Source organism: Allobosea sp. GW822-FHT03F07 (genome assembly GCF_058801345.1).
This window is the reverse complement of the sequence record NZ_JBXAND010000001.1, coordinates 1,368,744-1,395,666: the sequence shown is the minus strand read 5'-3', so window position 1 is coordinate 1,395,666 and position 26,923 is coordinate 1,368,744. Positions and strand designations below refer to the sequence as shown.

The window sequence follows — 26,923 nt, the reverse complement described above, 5'->3', positions numbered from 1 at the left end:
CTTGGTCGGCCCTGTCCCGAGCATGACGGCAGAGCCTAGCTCGATCCAACGGAAAATGCGCGCGCAAGGGCGCAATCCTGCCATCGACGCCCTATATTCGCCGGAGAACGAATCACGCACGAGCACCCTGGTCCTTTGTCCGACGCGAACAGTTTTTCCGCCCCCCTGCCCCGCCCCGGCGGCCTTGCCGCGCGCGCTGCGGCGCAGCCGGCTGCCGGCTATCTCGCTGGGCTGAACCCGGAGCAGCGGCTGGCCGTCGAGGCGACGGACGGCCCCGTGCTGGTGCTCGCCGGCGCCGGCACCGGCAAGACCCGCGTATTGACGACCCGCATCGCGCATCTGATCGCGACCAACCGCGCCTTCCCCTCGCAGATCCTGTCGGTGACCTTCACCAACAAGGCTGCGCGCGAGATGAAGGAGCGCATCGCGCATCTCGTCGGCGGCGTCGCCGAGGGCATGCCCTGGCTCGGCACCTTCCACTCGATCTCGGCCAAGATCCTGCGCCGCCATGCCGAGCTGCTCGACCTGCGCTCGGATTTCACGATCCTCGACACCGACGACCAGATCCGCCTGATGAAGCAGGTGATCGCGGCCGAGGGCATTGACGAGAAGCGCTGGCCCGGCCGCATGCTCGCCGGCTTCATCGATAGCTGGAAGAACCGCGGGCTCGCACCAAAGGATGTCGCGCCGGGCGAGGCCGCCGTCTTCGCCAACGGCAAGGGCGGCAAGCTCTACGCCGCCTATCAGGAGCGGCTGAAGGCGCTGAACGCGGTCGATTTCGGCGATCTGCTGCTGCACTGCCTGACGCTGTTCCGCGAGCATCCGGACGTACTCCAGGCCTATCACGACCGCTTTCGCTACATCCTCGTCGACGAGTATCAGGACACCAATACCGCGCAGTATCTCTGGCTGCGGCTGCTGGCCCAGGGCCGCCGCAACATCTGCTGCGTCGGCGACGACGACCAGTCGATTTATGGCTGGCGGGGCGCCGAGGTCGACAACATCCTGCGCTTCGAGCACGATTTTCCAGGCGCGGTCGTGGTCCGGCTGGAGCGCAACTACCGCTCCACCGGGCATATCCTCGCCACCGCCTCCAAGCTGATCGCCCGCAACGAGGGCCGCCTCGGCAAGACCCTGCGCACCGAGGACGAGCCCGGCGAGAAGGTCACCATCACCGGCGCCTGGGACAGCCAGGAAGAAGCCCGCCTGATCACCGACGAGATCGAGGCGATGCAGCTCAAGGGCGAGAACCTCGCCGAGATCGCCGTGCTCGTCCGCATCTCCGCCCAGATGCGCGAGCTTGAGGAGCGTTTCGTCCAGACCGGCGTGCCCTATCGCGTCATCGGCGGCCCGCGCTTCTACGAACGCGCCGAAATCCGCGACGCCATGGCCTATCTGCGCTGTGTCGTCTCAGCCTCAGACGATCTCGCCTTCGAGCGCATCGTCAACGTGCCCAAGCGCGGGCTCGGCGACGCCACGGTCCAGATCCTGCACAACCACGCACGCGCCACCGGGTTTTCGCTGCTGCAATCGGCCCGCGCCGTCGTCGAGAGCGACGAGCTGAAGCCCAAGGCTCGCACGGCGCTGCGCGAGCTGGTCGAGGCCTTCGCCCGCTGGTCACACCGCGCCGAGACCATGCCGCAGGGCGAACTCGCCGAGCTGGTGCTGGAGGAGAGCGGCTACACCGAGATGTGGCAGAAGGACCGCTCGGCCGATGCCGCCGGCCGGCTTGAAAACCTCAAGGAGCTGGTGCGTTCGCTCGACGAATTCCCCGACCTGCCGGCCTTCCTCGAGCACGTCTCGCTGGTGATGGACGCCGATTCCGGCGAGAGCGACACCGGCCGCGTCTCGATCATGACGCTGCACGGCGCCAAGGGGCTGGAGTTCGATACCGTCTTCCTGCCCGGCTGGGAGGAAGGGTTGTTCCCGAACCAGCGCGCGCTCGACGAAAGCGGCCGCGCCGGGCTGGAGGAGGAGCGCCGCCTCGCCCATGTCGGCCTGACTCGCGCCCGCAAGCGCCTCAAGCTCTATTTCGCCTCGAATCGCCGCATCCACGGCCTCTGGCAATCGAGCCTGCCCTCGCGCTTCATCGACGAACTGCCCGAGGAGCATGTCGAGGTGGTGCAGGCAGCGACCAACTACTCGCAGGGAGGCTACGGCGCCTCGCGCTTCGACCGGATGGAGAGCTTCGGCTCCTCCTACAACACGCCGGGCTGGCAGCGCGCCCAGGAGAACAAGGCGAGAGGTGGCGGCTCCGGCTTCTCGGAAAGCGGCAGTGGCTTCGGCTCGGGCGGTTATGGCGGCTCGCGCCAGCGCGGCCCGCTGCTGATCGAGGGCGAACTGACCGCGAAATCCACCGGCGCCTCGGCCTATGGCGAAGGCGCCCGCGTCTTCCACGTCAAATTCGGCCCCGGCTCCGTCGCCAGCGTCGACGGCAACAAGCTGACGGTCGACTTCGACAAGGCCGGGCGGAAGATGGTGCTGGATTCTTTCGTGCAGAAGGCGGGTTAATCGAGCCAGTCTGTGGAAATGCGTTAATCAGCCTTGAACAAAAAGAGAACATTGTTACTGTCGCAAATTCTTTAGGATATGTGAGCTGGGTCAGAAGCGAATCAGCTGGACCCCAATGCTCAACAACAGCGCCGATATCATTCGCCGCCTCGAACGTGAGGGCTGGGAATGCGTCCGCATCACGGGCTCCCACCACGTCTTCAAAAAGCCCGGCGTCCGTGACACTATTGTGGTGCCGCATCCGAAGAAGAGCTTCGGCCCCGGCCTCGTGTTGAAGATCTACAGGCAGGCAGGCTGGCCGCGCGACTGACATGACGCATTACGTCGCCATCATCGAGGATGCGGGCCCCGACTTCGCCGTCGGCGTCTGGTTCCCTGATCTTCCCGGCTGCTTCTCGGCCGGCGACACGCTCGACGAGGCGCTGGCCAATGCGCCCGAGGCCGTCGCGCTCTGGCTGGAAGACGCGGAAGCCGAGGGCCGGAGCGTTCCCCGCGCCCGCACGCCGAGCGAGCTCAAGGCCGATCCCGACATCGCCACGGATATCGCAGCCTACGCCATGGCGCTCATTCCCGCCCCCAGTCACGCCCTGCTGCCCGCAGCCGAATAGAGCCGGCTTCGAGCATCCGACCATGGGCACGCGGCTTGACTGCCTACATACTAGTAGGTAGACAAACCCATGGCCCTCACATCCACGACCTCGGACGACATCCTGCGCTGCACGCGCTCCCTGATCATCGCCGGGGGTTATAACGGCTTCAGCTATGCCGACATCGCCAAGGTCGTCGGCATCCGCAATGCCAGCATCCACCACCATTTCCCCGGCAAGTCGGATCTGGTCCGCGCCCTCGTCGCGCGGCATCGCGAGCAGTCCGAGGCGGGGCTCGCCAATCTGGAACGGCATGTGCCCGACCCGGTCGAGCAGCTCCGCGCCTATATCGGACACTGGGAAGCCTGCATCGGCGACGCGTCCGCTTCGTTCTGCCTGTGTGCCCTGCTCGCCGGCGAGATCCCCGTCCTGCCCGAGGAGGTCGTGGTCGAGGTCCGGGCCTATTTCCGTTTCCTCTCGGGCTGGCTGACCTCGGTCATGCAGCACGGAGCCGGCCTGGGCCGCCTGGGACTGACCGGCACGCCCCGCGAGGAGGCCGAGATCTTCATGGCCACGGTCCATGGCGCCATGCTGTCAGCCCGCGCCTATGGCGACCCCGGCATGTTCGGCGCCGTGACACACCCGATCCTGCAGCGCCTCGTCGCGCCGCACTGATGGGCGCGTCCGACCGCCGTTTCGCGTCTGCAGAACCTACCGACTAGTAGGTAGGAATTTTCACGACACTCGCCACGCAGCATCTCCCCTCGCCCCGCCTCCCGTCAGAAAGGCCCTCCAATGTTCGGCATCTCCCCCCTCGGCTGGATTCATACGCTGGGCAGCCTGCCCGCCATTCCCGCAGCCGCCTATATGTTCGCCGTCCACGGCCGGATCGTGCCGCGCTCCCGCCCCGGCACGATCTACCTGGCCGCGATGCTGATCGGCGCCGTCACGGTCTTCTTCGTCACGCATATGCCCGCCGGCCATGTCGTCGGCGCGCTGACGCTGCTGCTGCTCGCGATCGGCTATGGCATCGGCCGCACCCCGCTCCCGGCGCGGCTTATCGCCTATGTCGAGACGATCACGCTTAGCATCACGGCCTTCCTGCTGGCCCTGCCGACCGCGACCGAAGTCCTGCGTCGTGTCCCTGACGGCCATCCCTTCGTCACCGACATGAAGTCACCGCTACTGCTCGGCGTGCAGGCCAGCATCCTCGCCGCGCTGGTGATCGGGTTGGCGGCACAGATCATCTATCTGCGCAGGCAGGGACGCACCGTTACGTCGTGATTTTCCCGCGGGTCACAAAGCGGCAGGCTGTTCAGGCCTGCTCCTCCCTCGCCCGAAAAGCCTTCCGCGCCGCGCTGACCTGCGCGTAATAGGTCTCCGCCCAGGTCCAGACCCCACAGAAGGCGGCGCTCAGCTCGCGGCCGAGCTCGGTCAGCGTATAGTCGACATGCGGCGGGATCACCGGATGGACCTTGCGCTCCACCAGCCCGTCTCGCTCCATCTCGCGCAGGGTCTTGGTCAGCATCTTCTGACTGATGCCGCCGACCGCGCGCCCGACTTCGCCGAAGCGGAGCGTGCGGTGCTCCTCGAGCGCCTCCAGCACCAGCATCGTCCATTTGTCGGCGACTTGCGCGATCATCTGGCGCACCAGCGACTCGACCGCCGGACTCACTTCGGGCAGCGCCGCGCTGCGCGCATGCATCGGCCCCATCGCATTGCGGATCGCATACATCCACACTCTCCTTTTGGTGCGTATAGAACTTTTAAGCGCCTTCTTACTTCTGGAGAGCATTGCGATAAATAGAAGCCCGCGCAACCCACCACAGGCGCAATCGCGAAAGGACATGGCGATGAACATCACGGGCAACACCATCCTCATCACCGGCGGCGGCTCCGGCATCGGCCGCGCTCTCGCCGAGGCGCTGCACGCAAAGGGCAACAAGGTCGTCGTCGCCGGGCGCCGCGAAAGCGTGCTCGACGAGGTCACCGAGGCCAATCCCGGCGTGGAATCGATGCTGCTGGACATACAGGACAAGGCCGACATCGCAGCCTTCGCCAGGCAGGCAGTCGAACGCTTCCCGGCGCTGAACGTCGTCATCAACAACGCCGGCATCATGCGGCCGGAGCAGCAGATCGACCTCGCGACCGCCGAAGAGACGATCGCGACCAATCTGCTCGGGCCGATCCGGCTGACGGCGGCGCTGCTGCCGCACCTCCTGGCGCAGCCACGCGCCTCGGTCGTCACGGTCTCCTCGGGCCTCGCCTTCGTGCCGCTGGCTGCGACCCCGACCTACTCCGCCACCAAGGCCGCGATCCATTCCTGGTCGATGGCGCTGCGCCAGCAGCTCAAGGACACATCGGTGGAGGTGATCGAGATCGCGCCGCCTTACGTGCAGACCGAGCTTCTCGGCCCGCATCAGGCGACCGATCCCGACGCCATGCCGCTCGCCGACTTCACCGCGGAGGTGATGGCGATCCTCGAAGCCGCGCCGGCCTCCGGGGAGGTCATCGTCGAGCGCTGCAAGCCGCTGCGCTACGCCGCCGAAACCGGAACTCTCGCGGATGTCTTCGCCGGCCTGAACGCGCAGCACAACTGAAAGGTCCTCCTTTCACTCCTCGTGATGGCAACAAATGCAGAGCTTGTTGCCATCCGGATCGCGGAAATATGCCCCGTAATAGTGGGGATGATAATGCGCACGCAGGCCGGGCAGCCCTTCGCAAGCCCCGCCATGCGCCAATGCGGCGGCATGGCAGCAGTCGACGACTGCCCGGCTCGGCGCCAGCAGCGCCACCATCTGGCCGTTGCCTGCCCTGGCCGGCGCCCCGTCGAAGGGCGCACCGACGATGAAGAGCGGGCGCCCGCCCGACTGCGGCTGCCAGATCGCCCAAGGCTTGTCCGGGTCGTGGACGCGCAGCTTCTGGCCAAGTTCCATGAACAAGGCCGAATAGAAGCAGAAGGCAGACGCGAAATCATTCGTGCCGAGATAGACATGCGACAACATCGGCGAGTCTCCGGAGGAATTCGGCAATGGCCTCGAGCTTAAGCCCTGCCTGTGTTTTGCCAATCGCGTCAGAACCCTGTGCGCATTCGTGCCGACGCATGACAAGCGGCAGGCGGCCTGCTATTGCCGCGCCATGCGCGAAGGTCTCCTGCCATCGACGGTCGCGACCGTCCTCGAACTCTCCACCTCGGGCGAGAAGGCGCGCGCGCTGACCGAGCTTCTGGGAGAAGTCTTCGACCCCACCGAGACCGCGATCTCGGCCTTCGAGATCGAAAGCGGCGTCACCACGCTCTCGCTGAACGCCCCCTGGAAGGTCGAGATCTACTTCGCCTCCCACCCGGACGAAGACGCCGTGCGCGACCTGCTGCGGCCGATCGTCGGCGACGTCATCGACACCACGCCCTTCGCGACGGTGAACCAGCAGGACTGGGTCGCCGCCAGCCTCGAGGGCCTGCAGCCGGTCCGCGCCGGGCGCGTCCTCGTCCATGGCGAGCATGACCGCGACGCGGTCCGCGTCAACGATGTAGGCATCGAGATCCCCGCTGCGCTTGCCTTCGGCACCGGCCATCACGGCACGACCGCCGGCTGCCTGCTCGCGCTGGACGCCGAGCTGAAGCGCCGCCGGCCCCGCAACGCCATCGATGTCGGCACCGGCACGGGCATTCTCGCTTTAGCGCTGGCGAAGCAGACCAGACGCAAGGTCGTCGCCGGCGATATAGACGCCATCGCCGTCGAGGTCGCCGCGCACAATGCCCGCGTCAACCACGCGCCGCACGCCCTCGACCTCTATGTCGCGCCGGGGCTGCGCCACGCCAAGGCGAACCGGCCGGGGCATTTCGACCTGGTCTTCGCCAATATCCTCGCCGGCCCGCTGAAGCGCCTCGCGCCAGCGATCGCCCGCGTGCTGACGCCGGACGGCACGGTCATCCTGTCCGGCCTTCTCGCCATGGATGTGGCCGGCGTCGTCTCGACCTACCGGCATCAGGGGCTTTACCTCGCCAGCCAGTCGCTGCGCGAAGGCTGGGCGACGCTGGTCATGAAAAAAGGCGGCGCAGCCCCGAGGCCACGCCACCTTTGATAGTCCGAGCGAAGCGCTGGCTCCGCCAATCCTGAACGCTACGAGCCTTCGCCAGGCTAAGCCGGATGGCGTGGCGCTCGAGAACCGGAGCGGAGCGGACTTTCGTCCGTGAGCACCGGAAGCACAGAGCGTCGCGTCAGGCGGCCAGCATCGCGAAGGCGCGCGATCAGAAGCCGATGTGGCCGTACTTGGCCTCGGCCTCGGCCTGCATCGAGCGGGCGTCGTGCCAGACGGCGGAGGTGAACTTCACGGCGTCGGCGATCCACTCGAAAGCGTGCTTGATGATGGCAATCATGGTCGTTGTCCTGTCTGTGCCACGGCGCGAGCCTGCAGCGAATGTCGGGAAGAGAACCCCGCGCGGTCATCGCGCAGGAAAGGCAAGGCTCAGCGATTGAACGGCAGGGCGCGGTCGTTCGAGACGGTCGACGCCGGAATTCCACCGAGCAGCATCCCCGACTCGTTGATCTGGAAGGAGCGGGCGCGCAGCTCGCGCAGGGCGGAGCGGCGGCGGCTCTCGATCATCGCGGCGTAGAGACGCTGCCAGAAGCCCTGTCCGTCAGACGTGGCGGCGGTCTTCGCAGTCTTGGTCACCTCGGTCGCGGGCAGGACGGAGGCATCGTTCAGCACATAGGTCATGGGGATCCATCTCCTCAATCGAAACGAAGGACAGTCCCGGTCGCTTCCTCGTTCTCTTATGCGACCAAAGTGGTACTTCTTCGCACTTGCGAAAAGAGGATTTCGCAGATGCGAGATATGCACAGAACGCATGCATTCGGTTGACTTTCGTTAAGGATTGCCAAATTCGCATAGCAAAGAGGCAGCCCGCCTTATTTCGCGGCGGGTCGAGGCGCCGCGAAAAGCACCGCGGAGTCCCGTTTCGCACTAGCCTTCGCAGCGGAGAGCCGCGACGATGGTTCAAATCGCCTGAGACCGGACCGCCCGATGCCCGAATCGCCTGCCCTCACCCACTCCACCTGCCGCTTCCAGACCTTCACCGAACCGAGTGATCCCGCCCAGGTCGCGCCGCGCGTCGCCGCCTTGCGAAAGGCGCTCGCGCAGCAGGGGCTCGCGGGCTTCATCGTACCGCGCGCCGACGAGCACCAGGGCGAGTATGTCCCGGCGCATATGGCCCGCCTCGCCTGGCTGACGGGCTTCACCGGCTCGGCCGGCAACGCCATCGTGCTCGCCGACAGGGCGGCGCTGATCGTCGATGGCCGCTACACCATCCAGTCGGCAGAACAGACCGACACCACCGTGTTCACCCCCACGCGCATGGAGGAGACGCCGCTCGATCGCTGGATCGAAGCCAACCTCCCCGCCGGCGGGCGGCTCGGCTACGATCCCTGGCTGCACACGGTCGACGGCGTCGCGCGGCTGGAAAAGGCGGCTGCTGCCGCTGGCGGCACGCTCGTCCCTCTCGACAGGAACCCGATCGACGCGCTCTGGACCGATCGCCCGGCGCCCCCCGCCGCGCCGGTCAGGGCGCATCGCGCCGACTTTGCCGGCGAGGACACGGCGAGCAAGCTCGGCCGCATCCAGGACGCGCTCGCCAAGGCGAAGGTCGACGCGCTCGTCGTTTCCGATCCGCATGCCCTGGCCTGGACCTTCAACATTCGCGGCGGCGATGTCGAGCACACGCCCTTGCCGCTGGGCTATGCGATCGTTCCGCGCGAAGGCCGTCCGACGGTTTTCCTCGCGCCCGAGAAGGTCACCAACGAGGCGGGCGACGCCATCGGCGCCATCGGCGAGATCGCCCCGCCGGCTGCGCTCGAAACACAGCTCGCGGCATTGGGAGCCTCCGGCGCGAAAGTCCGGCTCGATTCAACCACCGCCGCCGCGGCCCTCGCCACGCTTGTCCGTGAGGCCGGCGGTACGCCCGACGCAGGCGCAGACCCGATCGCGCTGATGAAGGCCCGCAAGAACGAGGCGGAACTGAAGGGCGCGCGCGCGGCCCACCTGCGCGACGGCGCCGCCATGGTGCGCTTCCTGACCTGGCTGGCGCGCGAGGCGCCGACCGGCCAGCTCACCGAGATCGACACCGTCGCTGCGCTGGAAGCTGAAAGGGCGAAGACCGGCCTGTTGAAGGACGTTTCCTTCACCACCATCGCCGGTGCCGGCCCCAATGCCGCCCTGCCGCATTACCGTGTCACCGAGGCCAGTAACCGCAAGGTCGAGCCCGGCATCCTGCTGGTCGACTCAGGCGGCCAGTATGAGGACGGCACCACCGACATCACCCGCACCATGGCGATCGGCGAGCCGAGCGACGAGATGCGCGACCGCTACACTCGCGTGCTGAAGGGCCATATCGCGATCTCGCGCGCCGTCTTCGTCAAGGGCACCTCGGGCGCGCAAATCGATGCGCTTGCACGGCTGCCGCTCTGGCAGGCCGGGCTCGACTTCGACCACGGCACCGGCCACGGCGTCGGCAGCTATCTCTCCGTGCATGAGGGGCCGCAGCGGATCTCCAAGCTCGGCACCACGCCGCTGGAACCCGGCATGATCCTTTCCAACGAGCCGGGTTTCTACAAGGAAGGCGAATACGGCATCCGCATCGAGAACCTGATCGTGGTCGAAGAGCGCATCATCCCCGGCGGCGACCGCACGATCTACGGTTTCGAGACGATCACCTGGTGTCCTTATGAGCGCGCGCTGATCGACCTGACGCTCCTGGACGACGGCGAAACCGCCTGGATCAACGCCTATCACGCCCAGGTCTGGAGCAATCTCGCTCCGCTGGTCGAGGGCGAGGCGAAGATCTGGCTTGAACAGGTCTGCCTGCCGCTCTGACGCCTTCTCCGGTTTAACCAGTTGGGCAGCGTTCGTCATGCATTCGCAGAATGCCCGAATCGATGTCAACAACCCGTCGCGCATTTGTCACATGGCAAAGATTATGCACCGGCTCCCGAACAGGAGATCCCGGATGCGAGACCTGCCCCGCGACGCCCATATGTTCCTCGCCGCCTTCGCTTGTGCCGCAGCGGGCTTGTGGTGCTGGCTCTGCGGCATGATCTGACGCAGGGCTGCGGCGCTGCTCGCGCGCCGGTACGTGTCTCAGATGATCGCCCTGAAGCCGACCACCGCCACGACCCCCACCGCCACCACGCCGAGCAGCGGCAGCCGGGTCGCGGCCAAAGCAGCGACGGCAGCCGCAGCCGTCTCGGCCCAGCCCGTCGCAAGCGCGCTCGGTGCGATGACCGCGACCAGCACGGCTGGCGGGATCGCGTCGAAAGCCGCCTGCGCCCGCGGCGACAGATCGAGCCGACCGGCCAGTGCCAGACCTGCGATACGGGTCGCATAGGTCGCGATCGCCATGCCGAGGATGGCGAGCAGGTTCTGCGGATCGAGCGTCATGGGGCAAGCTTCATGGCTTGACTGGCTCCGGGATCGCGGCCTTGCGGTCGCCCGCCGCGATCCAGGCAGCCGCCAGCCCGCACAGGGCGCCCGCCAGCACATGCCAGGGCGGGCCGATGAAGCGATAGGCCAACGCCGAGGCAAGACCGGCGGCAGCCACGGTCCAGAAGGTCACGCGCCCCTTCCAGAATGCCGCGACGAGCGCGATGAACAGGGCGGTGAAGGCGAAATCGGCCCCGAAGCGGCGCGGATCGCCCAGCGCAGCGCCGACAATCGCGCCCAGCGTCGAGGTCGTGATCCAGCAGGCGACGAAGGGCGTCAGCATCCCGAACCAATATGCCGGCGTCAGCCGGTGCGTCCGCGCCCGCTTCTCGGCCAAGGCCCAGTTCTCGTCGGCCATGTAGTAGAGGCCGAGATATTTCTGCCAGGGCGAGAAGCCCTGCAGCTTCGGCACCAGCGAGGCGCTCATCAGCACATGGCGTGCATTGATCAGCAGCGTCGAGAACACGAGCGCGCCAATCGGCGCCGGCACCGCCCAAAGCTCCACGGCCGCGAACTGGGCCCCGCCGGCGAAGACCAGCGCCCCCATGATCGTCACTTCGAGCGGCGAGAGCCCCTTGCCCGCGGCGAGCGCGCCGAACAGAAGACCGATCGGCACCGCCGCCAGCATCGCCGGCCAGATATCGCCGAATCCCCGGCGGGCATCGTCCCAGATCGTGGACATCGCAGCTCGACCTTCAGGAGAAATGGGCAGCGCGAAACACGCCCGGCGTCACGCCAAGCCGTGCCTTGAAGGCCCGCGTGAGATGCGCCTGGTCGCAGAAGCCGGTGGCGGCGGCGACATCGCCCGGCGCCTCGCCGAGGCGAAGCCTGTCCCGCGCCCGGCGCACGCGGATGTCGATCAGATAGGCATGAGGCGTCAGCCCGGTCTCGCGACGGAAGGCGCGGATCAGGTGGTGGCGCGGCAGGCCGCAGGCGCGGGCGAGATCGGCCAGCGACAGATCCTCGTCATGGCGCGCTTCCAGCAGCGCCTTGACGGACGCAACAGGGCCGCTTTCGCCCACAGGCTCGCGAACGGACAAATCGGCATGTTTCGCCAGGCAATATGCATAAGCGCGCAGCAGTGCCTCTTCGCCAGCCAGCCTGTCCCCGCCCTCCTCGATCAGCCGATGTGCCGCGGCGAAGATTCCGGCCGCCTCCGGGTCACGCACCATCGGGTCGCGGAAGAAGGGTGTCCCTACATCCGCCCGCCCAGCGAGCGAAGCGGCGATCTCGCGCATCAACTCGATCGTCGGATAGCTCATCCGGTAGCGATAGCCGCCGTCATAGGGCAGGCCGTCATGGACGTCGAAAGGGTGGTTGAAGACAACATCGCCTGCGGCCGCATACATGCGCCGGCCGCGCGCATGCCAGACTTCGCAGCCGGCCTCGATCGTGCCGATCGCGTAGGTCTCGTGGACATGCGGCGCATAGGCATGGGTCGAGAAGCGCGCCGACAGGAATTCGAGCCCGTCGAAGCGTGCCGACGTGAAGATGCGCGCATGCTCCCCCGGCAGGAGGGGCGTCTGCGCGAGCGCTTCGCCTTGGCTGATCAAATCCATGCCGGCAGGATACAGCCGATCGCCTCCTCGCTGTCTTGAAGAAAAGTGATCGGGCGCATCACGCGCCCGATGCGTTGATCGCGTCAATGGGCAGCCGCCACGGCGCCCTCGCCGACCCGCTCCGGGCTCCGCGCCCCGAAAACGAGCACGCCGAGACCGCCGATCAGCGTCGCTAGAGCAGCATAGGCGACCGCGCCGGGAGCACCGAAGCCGTCGACCAGGAGGCCACCGAAGATCGCACCGCTCGCAATCGCGACCTGGAAGGCCGCGACCAGCAGGCCACCGGCGGACTCGGCCACCTCCTCCGGCACGACACGCACGATCCAGGTCTGGAAGCCGACCGGCAGCGCGCCGAAGGCGAAGCCCCAGAGCCCGACCGCAACCGCCGAGGCGGCGGGCGAGCTGCCGAACAGCAGCAGGCTCGCGCCCGTCAGCGCGATGATGCCGGCCCCGAAGATCACCGAGGCCTTGGCGCTGCGCGCCGTGATCGCCCCGCCGGCGAGGTTGCCGAAGAAGCCACCGATGCCGAAGGCGAGCAACACCAGCGAAATCGCCTCGACGGAAAGCTGCGGGACCTGCTCCAGGAAGTGGCGGATATAGGTGAATCCCGCGAAATGTCCGGAGATGACGACGACGATGCCGCTGAGCGGCAACGCCACGCTCGGCTGTCCAAGCAGCTTGAACAGCGTACCGATATCCGCCGCGCCTCGCGCCGGCAGACGGGGCAGCACCGCCATCTGCACCAGCAGCGTCACGACACCGACGATCGCCGTGATCCAGAACACGATACGCCAGCCGAAGAGATCGCCGACATAGGCGCCAACGGGAGCTGCACTCACCGTCGCCACCGAAACGCCGGCGAAGATCAACGACATCGCCTTCGGCATTGCGCTCGCCGGTACGAGCCGCATGGCGGTAGCCGCGACCATCGACCAGAATCCGCCAAGCCCGATGCCGAGCAGGACGCGTGCGAACAGCAGCGTCGGGAGATTGCTGGCGAGCGCCGCCAGGACACTTGAGACGATCAGCATCGAGGTCAGCGCCCAGACGACGAAGCGCCGGTCGATCCCGCGCGTCACGATCGCCGTGGCGAGCCCCGCAATCGCGCCGATCACGGCGGTCGCAGTTACCGCCTGCCCGGCGGCACCGACCGAAACGCCGATATCGGCCGCCATCGGGGTCAGCAGGCTGGCTGGCAGGAACTCCGCCGTGACCAGTCCGAAAACGCCGAGCGTCAGCGAGCCGATCGCGGCCCAGGCGGGCTTGTCGCGGGCCTCGTCCAAAACATCTTCGTAGGCGAGAACAGTAGCGGATGCGGAATCTGACATGAAAGGTCTCCATGAGGTCGCCGCAAGATGGGCGTGGCCTTCTGGAGTTTCCATGCTATAAGATCCGCATCACTTGACCAATCGTCCAAGATTGCGATGACAGCGCCCGCCGACCATCTCACCGACATGCTGCGCGGCCTCCGGCTCGACGGCGTCGACTACAGCCGCTGCCAGATGGCGGCGCCGTGGGCCCTCGCCTTTCCTGAGCAGCGCGAGGCACGCTTCTATTTCATTTCGCGTCGCGGCTGCTGGTTCAGGACACCCGGCGGGGAGTGGCTGGAACTGAGCGACGGAGACGCCGTGCTGTTGCCGCGCGGCGCGGCGCATGTCCTGGCCAGCGCTCCGGACGTCGAACCCTTGCCTCCCTGCAACTGCAAGGTCCGCGAGCGCTGCGGCGATGTGCTGGACGTCGAGGGCGGCGGCGACGGCGAACACACCCTGCTCTTCAGCGGCAGCATGACCTTCAATGTCGATGTCGATCACCCGTTATTGCGGCTGATGCCAGCGATGATGCGGATGAGCGAGGTCGTCGCCCACGAGCCCGGTATCCCGTACCTGCTCGAAGCGATGGCGCGCGAGGTCGCTATGGACCGGGTCGGCGCCGGCGGCATCCTGGCGAGGCTCGCGGATGTGCTGGCCGCGACGATCCTGCGTGCCTGGGTCGAGCGTGGGTGTGGCGAGGCCAAGGGCTGGATCGCGGCGGCACGCTGTCCGCTGATCGGCCGCGTCCTCGCGGCGATCCACGCCCATCCGGAAACGGACTGGACGGTCGAGAGCCTGGCGAAGTTGATGGGCGCCTCGCGCTCCGGCTTTGCCGAGCGTTTCGCCGACGCCGTCGGCGAAACGCCGGCGCGCTACGTCGCGCAGGTCAGGATGCATCAGGCCCGGCAATGGCTCGCCCGTGACAAGCTGCGGATCGCGGTGGTGGCGCAGCGCCTCGGCTACGATTCGGAAGCCTCGTTCAGTCGCGCCTTCAAGCGCATCATCGGCTCCGCACCGAGCGAGATTCGCGCCGCCGGCGAGACGCAGCCGGCGAGACTGTTCGCGCCGCCCGCCGCTGCAGCGGAATAGGCCTCCGAGCTTAGCCGCCGACCAGATCGAACCAACCGGCTTCGTCGATCACCTCGACGCCGTGCTTCTGCGCGTCCTTGAGCTTCGAGCCGGCACCGGGTCCCGCCACCAGCAGATCAGTTTTCGACGAGACCGAGCCCGCGACCTTCGCGCCGAGGCGTTCCGCAGCAAATCGCCGTTGACTTCCGACAACGCGAGGTTGTGCTATACTGCTGACGCTTGGGGAACGGACATGGATAATGCGCTCTTGAACCGCTTCGGCCGAGAACGCATCAGCGACCGGCAGGTCGATGAGCTTATCGGATTGGCCAAAGGCATCGCTGCGGATGGACAAATTCATCCGGCTGAAGTCGAATTTCTACAAAATTGGCTCGCTGCCAACCTCGCCGTCAGCAACCATCCTCTGATTGGAACCCTTTATCAGAGGATCAATGGCATTCTTGCTGACGGAATTGTTGATGAGGAGGAAAAGTCCGAGTTACTTAACACACTGCTGCAATTCACTGGTCAGCCCAGCGAGCTTGGCGAGGCACTGAAGGCTACTACCTTACCCCTGTGTGCGCCAGCGCCTACAATCTTATTTGCAGCTGCACAATTCTGCTTCACGGGCACTTTCGCGTTCGGCAAGCGCAAAGATTGCGAAGCTGCAGTGGCGGAACGCGGTGGACTAGCCGGCAGCCTAACGCGCGAGACACGCTACTTGGTAATTGGCACCTATGTGACGGACTCGTGGAGGCACTCCAGCTACGGAAACAAAATTCTTAAAGCGGTCGAAATGAAAGGCGAAAAACTGCCAATCTCGATAGTTTCGGAGTCTCACTGGTCTCAATACTTGTAGTTATTCCCTCAAATTCCCCGTATCATTTCAAGCCACTCAGATTCAGATTTTATCTCAACGCCAAGCTTCTTCGCGTCCGTCAGCTTGGAACCAGCACCAGGCCCCGCGACTAGAATATCCGTCTTGGCAGAGACGGAACTTGAGACCTTCGCGCCAAGACGCTCTGCCGTCGCTTTTGCTTCGTTTCGCGTCATCTGTTCGAGAGAACCCGTAAAAACCACCGTCTTTCCTGCGATCGGAGACACCGAAGCGGCTATGTCGATCGGCTCTGTGCGGAGTTGTTCAAGCAGCGCGGCAACCACTTCTCTGTTGTGGCGCTCACTGAAAAAGTCGATCAGCGATTCAGTGGCGACGGTTCCGATCTCGCTATCCGCCGCAAGGTGGAGATAATCTGGGCCGGGAGCCACTTTAGCCGCCTCAGCCGCTGCGTTTCGCCAATCCGACTGACTGGGCCCAAACCGCTCGGCCAGTACCTCACGCTGCTTCTTGTTGAGCTTTGGCAAGGCAAGGTGAGCAAGTAGAGGCGTCTCACTAGCCGCATCCGCAGTGGCCCACCTCAGAAGCTCCTCAAGAGCGACAGGTCCAATGCCTGGCGCATTCTCCAAAGCAAGGAAGGCCGGTCCGGGCTTCTGGGCTGAAGCCGCGCCGATACCAGCGATTAACTCCGGCATATCTTTGAAGCGCCGGGCCAGAGCGGCCGCCGTTGACTCTCCAATATGCCGGATGCCCAGCCCGAATATGAGGCGCGGGAGTTTGACCACTCGTCGTTGTTCAATTCCCTCGAACAGAAGATCGATCGCGCGCGAGTCTTCGCTTTTTTTCTTATCCCTCTTAGGGCGCGTCTTCCCCGCCGCGGCGAAACGCGCGGCAATCTGCTCGTCCCGCCTCTTTTCGATTGCATTACGCACGGCGTCATAATCGAGCTTAAACAAGTCGGGCGGCGAGTGAATTAAGCCGGCATCAAACAAGATTTCGATGTTTGTGTCGCCAACCCCTTCAATGTCGAGCGCGCCGCGGGAGACGAAATGCTTCAACCGTTCGACAGCTTGCGCCGGACAGATCAAGCCGCCTGTGCACCGTCGCACGGAATCAAACTGGCCCGTCTCCGGATCGTGCTCGCGTACCGCTTCAGACTGACAGATCGGACAGATCGTCGGGAATTTGTACGGTTGAGAATCCGCCGGCCGCTTCGCCAGATCGACCGCGGCGACGCGGGGGATCACGTCGCCGGCGCGCTTGACCGTCACCGTGTCGCCGACGCGGATATCCGGCGGCTCGCCGTCGCGGATGCGCTCGCCCTTCGAGTCGAAACCGCGGATGTAGTCCTCGTTGTGCAGCGTCGCATTGGTCACGACGACGCCGCCGACCGTCACCGGCCTTAAGCGAGCCACCGGCGAAAGCGCCCCCGTCCGGCCGACCTGGATCTCGATCGCCTCCAGCACCGTGGTCGCGAGTTCGGCCGGGAACTTGTGCGCGATCGCCCAGCGCGGCGCGCGCGAGACGAAGCCGAGCCTCGCCTGCAGCGCGAGATCGTCGACCTTGTAGACCACGCCGTCGATGTCGTAGCCGAGTTCGGCGCGCTTACTCTCGATCAGCCGGTAGCGCTCCAGTAGCTCGGCGATAGTTTCGCAGCGCTGCATCAGCGGGTTGGTGCGGAAGCCCCAGCGCCTGAAGGCCTCGACGACGCCGAACTGGGTCTGCGCCGGCAGCACCGGCATCTCGCCCCAGGCATAGGCGAAGAAGCGCAGGGGCCGCGAGGCGGTGATCGAGGCGTCGAGCTGGCGCAGAGAGCCGGCGGCCGCATTGCGCGGATTGGCGAATTCGGGCAGGCCCTTCTCGCGCTGGCGCTCATTGATACCGGCGAAGTCGGCATGGCCGAGATAGACCTCGCCGCGCACCTCCGCGACCTCGGGCACCTCAGCGCCCGCAAGCGTCTGCGGGATCTCGGAGATCGTGCGGGCATTGACGGTGACGTCCTCGCCCTCCTCGCCGTCGCCGCGCGTCGCGGCATGGACGAGCGCGCCCTTCTCGTACCGCAGGGACAGCGACAGCCCGTCGATCTTGGGCTCGGCGGTGAAGCCGATCGGCTCGTCGTCCTTGCGCCCGAGGAAGCGGTGAACGCGCTGCACGAACTCGGCCACCGCCTCGTCGGAGAAGGCGTTGTCGAGCGAGAGCATCGGCACGCGATGGCGGATCTTCGCAAACTTTCCGGCCGGCCGCGCGCCGACCTTGCCGCTAACCGAACCGGCCGACTTCAGCTCCGGAAACGCCTCCTCGATCGCCACCAGCCGGCGCCGCAAGGCGTCATAGGCGGCGTCGTCCATCGTCGGCGCATCGTTCTGGTGATAGGCGATGTCGGCGGCCTCGACCGCAGCGGCGAGCCGCTTGTGCTCCACCTTGGCCTGGCGGGCGGTCAGTTCGGCAATCGGATTCGGCTCGGTGTCGCTCATAGCCCCGTAATAAGCGACAGGCCAGTGTCGGGGAAGGTCAGCAGATTGCCGTCTGCAATAGCTCGCGCGTTCGCTTCTGAAGCCCTGCGACAAAGGCCGCGTTCTCGCGTATACTGATCAAACTGGGAATTGGAAGCTCGACGCCTATCGGCCGTTGACCCAAGGATCAAGGCCAAGGCGAACCGGGCCAGAACCGGGAGAAACGCCATGGCCAACCTCGACAGCCACTTTGACGACGCCCAGCGAACCGCAGCCCCGGCGCTGCCGCGCATCCTGACCATTACGACGGCGGATCTGCTCGACGCGCTCCGGCTCGGCTGGGAGGATTTCAAGGCGCAGCCGAGCCATCTCGCCTTCGTCGCGCTGATCTATCCGATCTGTGGCGTGCTGCTGGCGCATCTCACCGTCAGCTTCAACATTTTCCCGCTGCTCTTCCCGCTGCTGGGCGGCTTCGCCCTGCTCGGCCCCTTCGCCGCCATCGGCCTCTATGAGATCAGCCGCCGGCGCGAGCGTGGTCTCGATTCAGGCTGGGAGCACGCCTTCGCGCTGGTGCGCTCACCGGCGATCGGCCAGATCATGCTGCTGGGCGCCATGCTGACCGGGCTCTTCATGGCCTGGCTGTTCTGCGCCTGGTTCATCTATCGCGGCCTGCTCGGTCTCCCGGCCGACGTCTCGACCGCCGATTTCCTGCGCGCCGTCTTCACCACCTTCGACGGCTGGATCATGATCATCGTCGGCAATTCCGTCGGCCTTCTCTTCGCGATCCTGGCCTTCTCGATTTCGGTCGTGTCCTTCCCGCACATCATCGACCGGCGGGTCGACGTTGCGACGGCCGTGCGAACCTCGGTCACGGCGGTCGAAAAGAACCCACGCGTGATGATGATCTGGGGCCTGATGGTAACCGGCCTGCTGGTGCTCGGCTGCCTGCCGCTGCTGGTCGGGCTGGTCGTCGTCATGCCGGTTCTCGGCCATGCGACCTGGCACCTCTACCGCAAGGTGGTTGACGGCTGAGACCGGCTCGGCTCCCCCCGCACGGCGCAGTGTCAGGGAACATTCGCCGGCAAGCCCGGTTCATCTGGCATCAGCGGCGTCGCTCACGCGCCGCTCCATTGCAAGCGGGCCGACAGGCCCGCGATATAGCGGGGGCTATGCCATGAACAGTATCATCTATCTCGTCGGCCTGGTCGTCGTCGTGCTGGCCATCCTGTCCTTCCTCGGCCTGCGCTGAGGAGGACTGGCGCTGCGGCGAACCAAGGAGGCCGTGCCTGACGATCAACCCCGATCGTCGCGGCGCGGCTTCTTGCCTTTGAACGGCTTGCCCGCCGGAGCTTTGCCCGCGAAGAATTTACCGCCGCCCGACTTCCCCGCACCGAAGGGCTTGCCTGCATAAGGCTTCTTTTCGCCAGGCGGCTTGGGACCCGTGCGGAACGAGACGTTCGGGTCTGAGAGCTGGTCGCGGTCGCGGCTCACGGGATCATAGGGCTTGGCATCGTAAGGCTTGGCCGCACCGAACGGCCTGGACTTGCCCTCATAGGCCTTCTTCTTGCCCTCATAGGGCTTCTTCTCGCCGCCCTCGTAAGGCTTCCGCTCGTAGGGCTTCTTTTCATACGGCTTCTTGTCATAGGCCCGGGCCGCCGGGCGGACGTCGCGCTGGTCGCCTGCGTCACGCTCAGGGCGCGGCGCACGCTCTCGCTCCGACTTCGCATAGGGAGCCGGCGCATGGCTTGCCTTCTCCGCGAAGGGCTTGGCCGGACGACGCTCATCCTCGCCGGTCACGGGCTCGATCGCGATCTTGTCGCGGTCGACGGCCTTCGCCAGCTCATAGAAGCGCTCGGCGACATCGGCATCGATCTCGACCTTGGTCTCCTTATCGAAGATGCGGATCGCGCCGACCTCGTCGCGCGTGATCTTGCCGCGACGACACAGCATTGGCAGGAGCTGGCGCGGATCGGCGCCGTCCTTGCGGCCAACGCTGAGGCGGAACCAGACGGTATCGCCGCGCGGGCCGGCCTTGCGCGGGCCGTCCGAACGTGGGCTGCCCTCGCGGTTCTCGCCGAAGCGCGCACCCTCGCGCGGCGCATAGTCGTCGCGCGACCGGGCCGGACGGCGCTCGTCGCGCGCATAATTGGGATCGCCGACCTCTTCCGCTGCCGGCAGGCGCGAGCGATAGACGCGCACCAGCGCCGCCGCGATCTCGTTGATCGAGCGGCCGGCCAGCAGCGCCTCGACCATGGCCACATCGTCCTCGCCGGGCTCGCCGGTCAGAATCGGGTCGTTGAGCAGCCGTTCCTGGTCGAGCGCGCGGATCTCGTCCTGCGTCGGCGCACCCGCCCAGACCGCCTCGACCTTGGCTTCGGCCAACAGCATCTCGGCCTTGCGGCGGCGCGACGGCGGCACGAGCAGCACGCTGGTACCCTTGTTGCCGGCGCGGCCGGTGCGGCCGGAGCGATGCTGCATCACCTCGGGGTCGTTGGGCAGCTCGGCATGGATGACCAGCGTCAGGCCCGGCAGGTCGATGCCGCGCGCCGCTACGTCGGTCGCGACGCAGACCTTGGCTCGCCCGTCGCGCAGTGCCTGCAGCGCCGAATTGCGCTCGCTCTGCGAAAGTTCACCCGACAGCGCGACGGCCGAGAAGCCGCGCTCCAGCAGGATCGCCTCAAGATGGCGCACCGCATTGCGGGTGTTGCAGAACACCAGCGAGCAGGCGGCATCGTGGAAGCGCAAGAGGTTGACGACCGCGAGTTCGACCTCCTTGGGATAGACTCGGATGGCGCGGTACTCGATATCGGCATGGCCGCGCGCATCGCCGGCGACCTCGATGCGCAGCGCATCGTTCTGGTAGCTCTTGGCGAGGTGAATGATGCCCTTGGGCAGCGTCGCCGAGAACAGCAGGCTGCGCCGGCCTTCCGGCGTGGTCTTCAGGATGAATTCGAGATCGTCGCGAAAGCCGAGATCGAGCATCTCGTCGGCCTCGTCGAGGACGACGGCCTTGAGCGCCGAGACGTCGAGGCGGTGACGCTCGATATGGTCGCGCAGACGGCCGGGCGTGCCGACGACGATATGCGCGCCCTCGTCGAGCAGGGCCGCCTCGCGGCGCGGATCCATGCCGCCGACGCAGGCGATCACGCGGGCATTGGCATGCTTGTAGAGCCAGGCGAGCTCGCGCTGTACCTGCAGCGCCAGTTCGCGCGTCGGCGCGATGATCAGCGCAAGCGGCTGGCCGGCGCGACCGAAGGCCTCGGCGTCGCCGAGCAGGGTCGAGCCGATGGCGAGACCATAGGCAACGGTCTTGCCGGAGCCGGTCTGCGACGAGACCAGCAGGTCCCGGCCAGCGGCTGCATCCTCCAGCACGGCGTTCTGCACCGGCGTCGGATCGGAGTAATTGCGTTCGGCGAGCGCGCGCGCGAGCGGCGGACTCGAAGTCAGAAAGGACATGGGATGTCGGGCCTAGGTTACGGCGCGGGATCGGATGACGGCGCAGGATGTCGGGCGATGGGCGTGAGCGCAGCCATCGATTGAAGCGGCTCATAGCGCAAAAGCCAGCGGAAAGAAACCGTTACGGCGAACGATACCGAAAGCGTGCCGGCCCATGCCCCGGCCGGCCTTGACGACTCAGCCGCGCCGCGCGATTCCGCCGCCCCTTGGCAGGAGATCGACGCGGATGCGGTTGGCGGTAGTTGCGCTGTTGACGGTAGCGGGCGGAATGGCGCGGGCCCAGGACGGTGCGCATATGATGACGCTGGCCGAAGTGAAGCAGCGCCGGGGCGAACTGGCCGGGCTCTTCGTCCGCGTCGAGAACGTCACCATTTCCGGCTTCTCGATGTCGCGCGGCGGCCTCGCCAGCGATTCCAGTGGCGGCGTCCATCTCGACGACGGCGGCATGCCGCTTGAGACGATCACCTATCTCGAACGCAACTGCGCCCGGTCCGGTGCATCGACGGCGCCGACCGGATGCCGCGGCGCGCTCGAGTTCACGGTGGCGCAGGCGCGCGGCGCCTTCACCATCAGCGACGCCCAGTTCATCCCGCAGCGCTGATCTGCATGGCGCCCACGCTTCGGCGGCATTGCCACGAGCCGGCGCCCCGCGCTCTGATCCCGGCGGACGCCAATCCGGAGGAACCGCATGGACCAGTCGCCACGTCGCTTCGGCCACTACGATGTATCGATCCTGCATGACGGCTTCTATGAAGCGCCTTCCGAGGTTCTGACCCACACGGCCGGCGAGACGGCGCGCCGGAACGCGATCGCCCAGTGGGGCCTCCCGACGATCCGCATCCCGGTCAAGGCCTTCCTGCTCCGGGGCTCCGACGGGATCACGCTCGTCGACGCCGGCACCGGCACCGCCTGGGGCGACGCCTATGGCCATGCGCGCGCGGCCTTGCAGCGCCACGGTGTCGAGCCCGGCCAAATCCGGCGTGTCCTGATCACCCATCTTCACGGCGATCACGCCCTCGGTCTCGTCGATGGCGACAAGCCCTATTTCCCCGAAGCCGAAATCATCGTGCCCTCCGCCGATCTCGCCTTTTTCGGCGATGAGGCGAAGCGCGCGGTGACGCCGCAAAACCGGCAAGGCGGCTTCGGCATTGCCGCGACCCTGAAGCAGCTCTATGCGGGGCGAATGCGCCCGGTCGAGCCGGGGCCGCTGCTGCCGGGCATCGAACTGATGGCACTACCCGGCCACACCTATGGCCATAGCGGCTACCTGATCGAAGGTGAGGCGCATAGCCTGCTGCTCTGGGGCGACGCCCTGCACCTCTCGACGCTGCAAGCCAGCGATCCCGAAATCGGCATCGTCTACGATCTCGACGGCGCGACGGCAGCGCGCACGCGCCGCGACGTCCTCGACCATGCCACTCGCGCAGGCTGGATCGTATCCGGCGGGCATATCGAGGGCTTTGCGACTGTCAGCAAGCGCGGAAGCGGCTATGAATTGGCAGCGGCCTGACGGTGTCAGCCTCTGATCCCGGCCGCCTCCAGCAGCCGCCCGGCTGCCGCCCTCGCCTCTTCCGTGATGCTGGCGCCGGCCAGCATGCGGGCGATCTCCTCGCGCCGCGCCTGATCGGCCAATCCCGAAACCCGCGTCACCGTGCGCGAAGCGGCATCGCCCTCCAGCGCCGATTTCGCGATCAGGAAGTGCTGCGCCGCCTTGGCCGCGACCTGCGGCGCATGGGTTACCGAGATCACCTGGACCTTACCTGCTAGCCGCGCCAGCCGCTCGCCGATGGCATCGGCCACCGCGCCGCCGACACCGGTGTCGATCTCGTCGAAGACCAGCGTCGGCGCCGAGCCACGCTCCGCCAGCACGACCTTCAGCGCGAGCATGAAGCGCGAAAGCTCGCCGCCGGAGGCGACCTTCATCATCGGCCCCGGCCGCGTGCCCGGATTGGTCTCGACCCAGAACTCGACGCGGTCGAAGCCTTCCGGCCCGCGTGCACTCTCGTCGCTGTCGATCTTGGTGATGAAGCGCGCCCGCTCAAGCTTCAGCGGCGGCAATTCGGCCTTGACCGCGCCGTCGAGCTTCGCCGCCGCCTGATGGCGCGCCCTGGAAAGCCGATCCGCCAGCGCGACGAAGGCGGTCTCCGCCTGTTTCAACTCATCCTCGAGCCGCCCGAGCGACGTCTCGCTTTCGTCCAGCGCCGCGAGATCCCCGGCCATGCTCTGCGCCAGCACGGTCAGCCCATCGACGGGCACATCGTATTTCCGCGCCGCGCCGCGCAGTGCGAACAGCCGCTCCTCGACCCGCTCCTGCTCGCGCGGGTCGTATTCGGCCGCGCGCATGCCGGCGGCAAGCGTCTCACCGGCCTCCTCCAGCGCGACGATCGCGGTATTGAGCGCCGCCAGCGACGGATCGATCAGTTCCGGCGCCTGCCCGGCCCGGCGTTCGAGCCGGCGCAGCACGGCCGAGAGCGCCGCGATCGGCGAGCCCTGCCCGCCCACGGCCTCGTAAGCGTCGATCAGGTCGCGCGCGACCTTCTCCGCCTGCATCATGCCCTGGCGCGCAGCGGCGAGCGCGTCCTCCTCGCCCGCCTGCGGCGCGAGCTTGCCGAGTTCGGCCACGGCATGGCGCAGGAAATCAGCCTCCTTGCGCGCCCCCTCGACCCGGATCCGCTGGTTCTGCAGCGCCTGGCGCGCCCGCTTCAGCGTCTCGCTCGCCTCAGCGACGGCTTCGGCCTGATCCTCCAGCCCGCCGAAGCCGTCGAGGATCATGCGGTGCTGGGCCGGGTCGGTCAGCGCCCGGTCGTCATGCTGGCCATGGATCTCGACGATCGCAGCCCCGATCATGCGCAGGATCTGCACGCTGACCGGCTGGTCGTTGACGAAGGCGCGCGTCCGCCCGTCGGCATATTGCACACGCCGCAGGATCAGATCGCCGTCGGTGTCGATCTCCTGCGCCTGGGCGAGCTTGCGCGCCAGATGTGCGCCGGGCAGATCGAAGACGGCGCTGACCTGGCCCTGGGCCTCGCCATGACGCACGAGCCCGCCATCGCCGCGCCCACCGAGCGCCAGCGCGAAACCGTCGAGCAGGATCGACTTGCCGGCGCCGGTTTCGCCAGTGAGCACGCTCAGGCCGTCCCGGAACGTCAGATCGAGACGGTCGATCAGGACGATGTCGCGTATCGAGAGTTGGACCAGCATGGGTTCAGCGCAAGCTCAGGAAGCAGGGCATGCGCGAGCGACCCTCATGAAGAACAGCTTAAATGCGGCCGCCGAACCCGACGATTCCGGTGACGACGCGCGAAAAACCCTGGAAGGCGCGGCTGATATAGGAACCGCGATCCTCGCGCGGCTCCAGACCGCCGCTCTGCAGCAGGGCGTAGGCGTCCTTGTACCACGGACTGTCAGGGAAGTTGTGCCCGAGCACGGCGGCAGCCGTCTGCGCCTCGTTGGTGATGCCCAGCGCCATATAGGCCTCGGTCAGGCGCATCAGCGCCTCCTCGACATGGCGTGTCGTCTGATACTTGATGATGACGTCGCGGAAACGGTTCACCGCGCCGGTGTAGTTGCGCTTCTCGAGATAGAAGCGCCCGACATTCATCTCCTTGCCGGCGAGCTGGTCGCGCGCCACAAGGAGCTTCTCCTTGGCGTCGAGCACATATTCCGACTTCGGGTATTTCTGAATCAACTGCTCGAAGGCGACGATGGCGAGCTGAGTGCGCTCCTGGTCGCGAGTCGCATCCGGGATCTGGTTGAAATACGACATTGCCATCAGATACTGCGCATAGGCAGCGTCGGGGCTTGCCGGATTCTGCGCGATGAAGCGCTTGGAGGCAGTGATCGTCTCCTCCCACTTCGACGCCTGATAGTTGGTGTACGCTGCGAGGATAAGGCCCTTCTTGGCGTAAGGCGAGAACGGCGCATCCTTGTCGATCTCGTCGAACTTCTTGGCCGCGCCTTCGCTGTCGCCGTTCTGCAGGCGAGCAAGACCCTCGTTGTAGAGCTTGTCGGCCGGAACGACCTCCTTGACCTCGGGCTTGTAGACCTCGGGGCGGTCGAATGGATTCAGCGCCGAAACGGTGTCGCAGCCGCCGAGCAGCAAGGCCGTCCCGAGGGCCAGGGCAGCGCCCTTCCACATCGATTCGGCACGCTTGGATGTCGGATTGTTCAGCCGCATGACGCTCACGTCGTCCGTCCTCTTGATCATCGTCCCCACTTCATGGGGATGCATGCCTTACCTCAGACGCCGCAGCCGCGCCACTGCCGAAAGCGCAAGCCAACGGCGGCGGTGCCGTCTATTCGACAGAAACCCGGCAATAGGAAGGCGCGAGCAGCAGGAAGTCGTGCGTGGGACGGCCTGGTACGAGTCCCGCTCGTCGCGAACAAGACTCAGTGCAAATCCTGCTCAGTGCAAATCCCGCTCAGTGAATGTCCGGCGCAAAGGCTGCAGGAGCCGCCGCAGCCATCTGGACCGCGCGCGGAGCGGCATAGACCGGCTCGGCCTCGACGATCGCATAATTGGCGCGGTCGGCGAACAGGGCTTCCAGGATGCGCACGTTCAGGCGGTGGCCGCCGCAATAGGAGCGGAACTCGCCCTGGATCGGATAGCCGGCCAGCGCAAGGTCGCCGATCGCGTCGAGAACCTTGTGGCGGACGAACTCGTCGCCATAGCGCAGGCCTTCGGGATTGATCACCTTGTCGTCGCCGATCGCCACGGTGTTGTCGAGCGAGGCGCCGAGCGCGAAGCCGGCCTTCCAGAGCTGCTCGACATCCCGCATGAAGCCGAAGGTGCGGGCGCGCGAAATTTCCTGGGCATAGGCCGAGGGCTCGAGGTCGAAGACCTTGCGCTGGCGGCCGATCACCGTCGTCTCGAAATCGATCTCGACATCGAGACGGAAGCCGGCCTCGGAGGGGACCAGCTCGGCGAAGGCGCGGCCGTTCTCGACGCGCACCGGCTGCAGGATCTTGAGATAGCGCCGCGCAGCCGACAGGGCGACGACGCCCGTCGCCTCGATCGCAGAGACGAATTCGGCGGCGCTGCCGTCCATGATCGGCATTTCCGGGCCGTCGATCTCGACGAGCGCATTGTCGAGGCCAAGACCGGCGCAGGCCGACATCAGATGCTCGATGGTGGCCACGGAAGCCGAGGCGCGGTCACCGATCACGGTGCACAGCTCGGTGGCGCTGACCTTGGTATGCTTGGCGTGGATGAGCTGGGCAGGACCATCCTCAAGCCCCTTGCGGAGGAAGACGATGCCGGAATTTGCACTGGAAGGCTTCAGGCAGATCGTGGCGGGAGCCCCGGAGTGGACGCCGATTCCGGTCAGGGTGACGGGTGCGCGCAGTGTCGTCTGCCGATCGAAGCTCATTCCGGTATCCAATCCTGATCGCGAACGGCGCCGTTTCATGTGCTCACACAATCGAAGGGCGGAACGTCGGCGATACCTCTGAAGCGTGAAGCAGGGCGTTGCCCGACTCCGGTATCCCGTGGTGCATCTGCAACATAAGCTTTTGAAGCATGCTCACAAAATCACGCTTTCTTACGCTCTGTTACAGCACGGCGGCGCCGACCGAATCTCCTGCAGCAGATTGGAATCGTTTGACTTTCAGAGACGGGAAACCCCGGCGCTGAAGTGTGCGCCGGGGATTGTTACAGAACCGTGAAGGC

The 26,923-nt window shown here is 66.3% G+C and carries 26 protein-coding genes and 1 pseudogene; 13 read left to right on the top strand and 14 right to left on the bottom strand.

The genetic code is table 11. The features are described from left to right. Nucleotides 1-135: 135 nt before the first annotated feature. From AC1RMY_RS06665 to AC1RMY_RS06645, 5 genes are all read left to right on the top strand, one after another. A complete protein-coding gene (locus AC1RMY_RS06665) occupies nt 136-2,511 on the top strand; it encodes an ATP-dependent helicase (RefSeq protein ID WP_492863165.1) in 2,376 nt (791 codons plus the stop codon). Between the two features lie 115 nt (nt 2,512-2,626). Then, nucleotides 2,627-2,821, top strand: coding sequence for a type II toxin-antitoxin system HicA family toxin (locus AC1RMY_RS06660; protein ID WP_492863164.1), 195 nt, complete (start codon nt 2,627-2,629; stop codon nt 2,819-2,821). Nucleotide 2,822: 1 nt separating this feature from the next. Further along, a complete protein-coding gene (locus tag AC1RMY_RS06655) occupies nt 2,823-3,119 on the top strand; it encodes a type II toxin-antitoxin system HicB family antitoxin (RefSeq protein ID WP_492863163.1) in 297 nt (98 codons plus the stop codon). Between the two features lie 69 nt (nt 3,120-3,188). After that, nucleotides 3,189-3,773 carry a TetR/AcrR family transcriptional regulator gene (locus AC1RMY_RS06650; RefSeq protein WP_492863162.1) on the top strand — a complete coding sequence of 195 codons (585 nt, stop codon included), beginning with the start codon at nt 3,189-3,191 and terminating at the stop codon, nt 3,771-3,773. Nucleotides 3,774-3,893: 120 nt separating this feature from the next. After that, nucleotides 3,894-4,382: a hypothetical protein gene (locus tag AC1RMY_RS06645; protein WP_492863161.1), complete on the top strand. Its 489-nt coding sequence runs from the start codon at nt 3,894-3,896 to the stop codon at nt 4,380-4,382. 31 nt (nt 4,383-4,413) lie between these two features. On the opposite strand, the gene AC1RMY_RS06640 is transcribed toward AC1RMY_RS06645, so the two are convergent. Then, nucleotides 4,414-4,833: a winged helix-turn-helix transcriptional regulator gene (locus tag AC1RMY_RS06640; RefSeq protein ID WP_492863160.1), complete on the bottom strand. Its 420-nt coding sequence runs from the start codon at nt 4,831-4,833 to the stop codon at nt 4,414-4,416. 118 nt (nt 4,834-4,951) lie between these two features. On the opposite strand from AC1RMY_RS06640, the gene AC1RMY_RS06635 reads away from it, so the two are divergent. Beyond that, nucleotides 4,952-5,698: an SDR family oxidoreductase gene (locus tag AC1RMY_RS06635; protein ID WP_492863159.1), complete on the top strand. Its 747-nt coding sequence runs from the start codon at nt 4,952-4,954 to the stop codon at nt 5,696-5,698. 12 nt (nt 5,699-5,710) lie between these two features. On the opposite strand, the gene AC1RMY_RS06630 is transcribed toward AC1RMY_RS06635, so the two are convergent. Then, nucleotides 5,711-6,103: a VOC family protein gene (locus AC1RMY_RS06630; RefSeq protein WP_492863158.1), complete on the bottom strand. Its 393-nt coding sequence runs from the start codon at nt 6,101-6,103 to the stop codon at nt 5,711-5,713. 133 nt (nt 6,104-6,236) lie between these two features. On the opposite strand from AC1RMY_RS06630, the gene AC1RMY_RS06625 reads away from it, so the two are divergent. Then, a complete protein-coding gene (locus tag AC1RMY_RS06625) occupies nt 6,237-7,181 on the top strand; it encodes a 50S ribosomal protein L11 methyltransferase (protein ID WP_492863571.1) in 945 nt (314 codons plus the stop codon). A gap of 166 nt (nt 7,182-7,347) precedes the next feature. Here the strand turns inward: AC1RMY_RS06625 and AC1RMY_RS06620 are convergent, their stop codons facing one another. Together AC1RMY_RS06620 and AC1RMY_RS06615 are read right to left on the bottom strand one after the other, a co-directional pair. Next, nucleotides 7,348-7,476 (bottom strand): hypothetical protein, encoded by a 129-nt coding sequence (locus AC1RMY_RS06620; protein WP_282568602.1) that lies wholly within the window; start codon nt 7,474-7,476, stop codon nt 7,348-7,350. An 89-nt stretch (nt 7,477-7,565) separates the two neighbouring features. After that, a complete protein-coding gene (locus AC1RMY_RS06615; RefSeq protein ID WP_492863157.1) occupies nt 7,566-7,817 on the bottom strand; it encodes a hypothetical protein in 252 nt (83 codons plus the stop codon). 306 nt (nt 7,818-8,123) lie between these two features. Between AC1RMY_RS06615 and AC1RMY_RS06610 the strand changes: the two genes are divergently transcribed. Next, on the top strand, nt 8,124-9,968 hold the full coding sequence (locus AC1RMY_RS06610) for an aminopeptidase P family protein (RefSeq protein ID WP_492863156.1): 1,845 nt from the start codon (nt 8,124-8,126) through the stop codon (nt 9,966-9,968). A gap of 264 nt (nt 9,969-10,232) precedes the next feature. On the opposite strand, the gene AC1RMY_RS06605 is transcribed toward AC1RMY_RS06610, so the two are convergent. The 4 genes from AC1RMY_RS06605 to AC1RMY_RS06590 all read right to left on the bottom strand — a co-directional run bounded on the left by AC1RMY_RS06605 (nt 10,233) and on the right by AC1RMY_RS06590 (nt 13,461). Next, complete coding sequence (locus AC1RMY_RS06605) at nt 10,233-10,532, bottom strand: AzlD family protein (RefSeq protein ID WP_492863155.1); 300 nt, start codon at nt 10,530-10,532, stop codon at nt 10,233-10,235. A gap of 10 nt (nt 10,533-10,542) precedes the next feature. Next, nucleotides 10,543-11,256, bottom strand: a complete 714-nt coding sequence (locus AC1RMY_RS06600; RefSeq protein ID WP_492863154.1) for an AzlC family ABC transporter permease — start codon at nt 11,254-11,256, stop codon at nt 10,543-10,545. A 13-nt stretch (nt 11,257-11,269) separates the two neighbouring features. Further along, nucleotides 11,270-12,133, bottom strand: a complete 864-nt coding sequence (locus tag AC1RMY_RS06595; RefSeq protein WP_492863153.1) for an AraC family ligand binding domain-containing protein — start codon at nt 12,131-12,133, stop codon at nt 11,270-11,272. 83 nt (nt 12,134-12,216) lie between these two features. Continuing rightward, on the bottom strand, nt 12,217-13,461 hold the full coding sequence (locus tag AC1RMY_RS06590; protein ID WP_492863152.1) for an MFS transporter: 1,245 nt from the start codon (nt 13,459-13,461) through the stop codon (nt 12,217-12,219). Between the two features lie 96 nt (nt 13,462-13,557). On the opposite strand from AC1RMY_RS06590, the gene AC1RMY_RS06585 reads away from it, so the two are divergent. Further along, the gene (locus AC1RMY_RS06585) at nt 13,558-14,532 is read left to right on the top strand and encodes an AraC family transcriptional regulator (RefSeq protein ID WP_492863151.1); all 975 of its coding nucleotides are present in this window, start codon (nt 13,558-13,560) and stop codon (nt 14,530-14,532) included. Nucleotides 14,533-14,542: 10 nt separating this feature from the next. On the opposite strand, the pseudogene AC1RMY_RS06580 reads toward AC1RMY_RS06585, so the two are convergent. Next, nucleotides 14,543-14,737, bottom strand: a pseudogene (locus AC1RMY_RS06580) (BRCT domain-containing protein); the annotation flags it as partial. A gap of 27 nt (nt 14,738-14,764) precedes the next feature. Between AC1RMY_RS06580 and AC1RMY_RS06575 the strand changes: the two are divergent. Continuing rightward, entirely contained in the window at nt 14,765-15,370 is a 606-nt protein-coding gene (locus AC1RMY_RS06575; RefSeq protein WP_492863150.1) for a BRCT domain-containing protein, read from the top strand. 8 nt (nt 15,371-15,378) lie between these two features. Here the strand turns inward: AC1RMY_RS06575 and ligA are convergent, their stop codons facing one another. Continuing rightward, complete coding sequence (gene ligA / locus AC1RMY_RS06570) at nt 15,379-17,820, bottom strand: NAD-dependent DNA ligase LigA (protein WP_492863149.1); 2,442 nt, start codon at nt 17,818-17,820, stop codon at nt 15,379-15,381. Between the two features lie 207 nt (nt 17,821-18,027). Between ligA and AC1RMY_RS06565 the strand changes: the two genes are divergently transcribed. Next, complete coding sequence (locus tag AC1RMY_RS06565; RefSeq protein WP_492863148.1) at nt 18,028-18,831, top strand: DUF2189 domain-containing protein; 804 nt, start codon at nt 18,028-18,030, stop codon at nt 18,829-18,831. Between the two features lie 261 nt (nt 18,832-19,092). Here the strand turns inward: AC1RMY_RS06565 and AC1RMY_RS06560 are convergent, their stop codons facing one another. After that, nucleotides 19,093-21,255 (bottom strand): DEAD/DEAH box helicase, encoded by a 2,163-nt coding sequence (locus AC1RMY_RS06560; RefSeq protein ID WP_492863147.1) that lies wholly within the window; start codon nt 21,253-21,255, stop codon nt 19,093-19,095. 226 nt (nt 21,256-21,481) lie between these two features. On the opposite strand from AC1RMY_RS06560, the gene AC1RMY_RS06555 reads away from it, so the two are divergent. Together AC1RMY_RS06555 and aidB are read left to right on the top strand one after the other, a co-directional pair. After that, entirely contained in the window at nt 21,482-21,856 is a 375-nt protein-coding gene (locus AC1RMY_RS06555) for a hypothetical protein (protein ID WP_492863146.1), read from the top strand. An 87-nt stretch (nt 21,857-21,943) separates the two neighbouring features. Further along, the gene (gene aidB / locus AC1RMY_RS06550) at nt 21,944-22,765 is read left to right on the top strand and encodes an AidB family quorum-quenching N-acyl homoserine lactonase (protein WP_492863145.1); all 822 of its coding nucleotides are present in this window, start codon (nt 21,944-21,946) and stop codon (nt 22,763-22,765) included. 5 nt (nt 22,766-22,770) lie between these two features. On the opposite strand, the gene recN is transcribed toward aidB, so the two are convergent. The 3 genes from recN to lpxC form a co-directional block, all read right to left on the bottom strand. Beyond that, a complete protein-coding gene (gene recN / locus AC1RMY_RS06545; RefSeq protein WP_492863144.1) occupies nt 22,771-24,456 on the bottom strand; it encodes a DNA repair protein RecN in 1,686 nt (561 codons plus the stop codon). Between the two features lie 58 nt (nt 24,457-24,514). Next, complete coding sequence (locus AC1RMY_RS06540) at nt 24,515-25,393, bottom strand: outer membrane protein assembly factor BamD (protein ID WP_492863570.1); 879 nt, start codon at nt 25,391-25,393, stop codon at nt 24,515-24,517. A gap of 283 nt (nt 25,394-25,676) precedes the next feature. Beyond that, entirely contained in the window at nt 25,677-26,624 is a 948-nt protein-coding gene (lpxC, locus tag AC1RMY_RS06535; protein WP_492863143.1) for a UDP-3-O-acyl-N-acetylglucosamine deacetylase, read from the bottom strand. Nucleotides 26,625-26,923 lie beyond the last annotated feature (299 nt).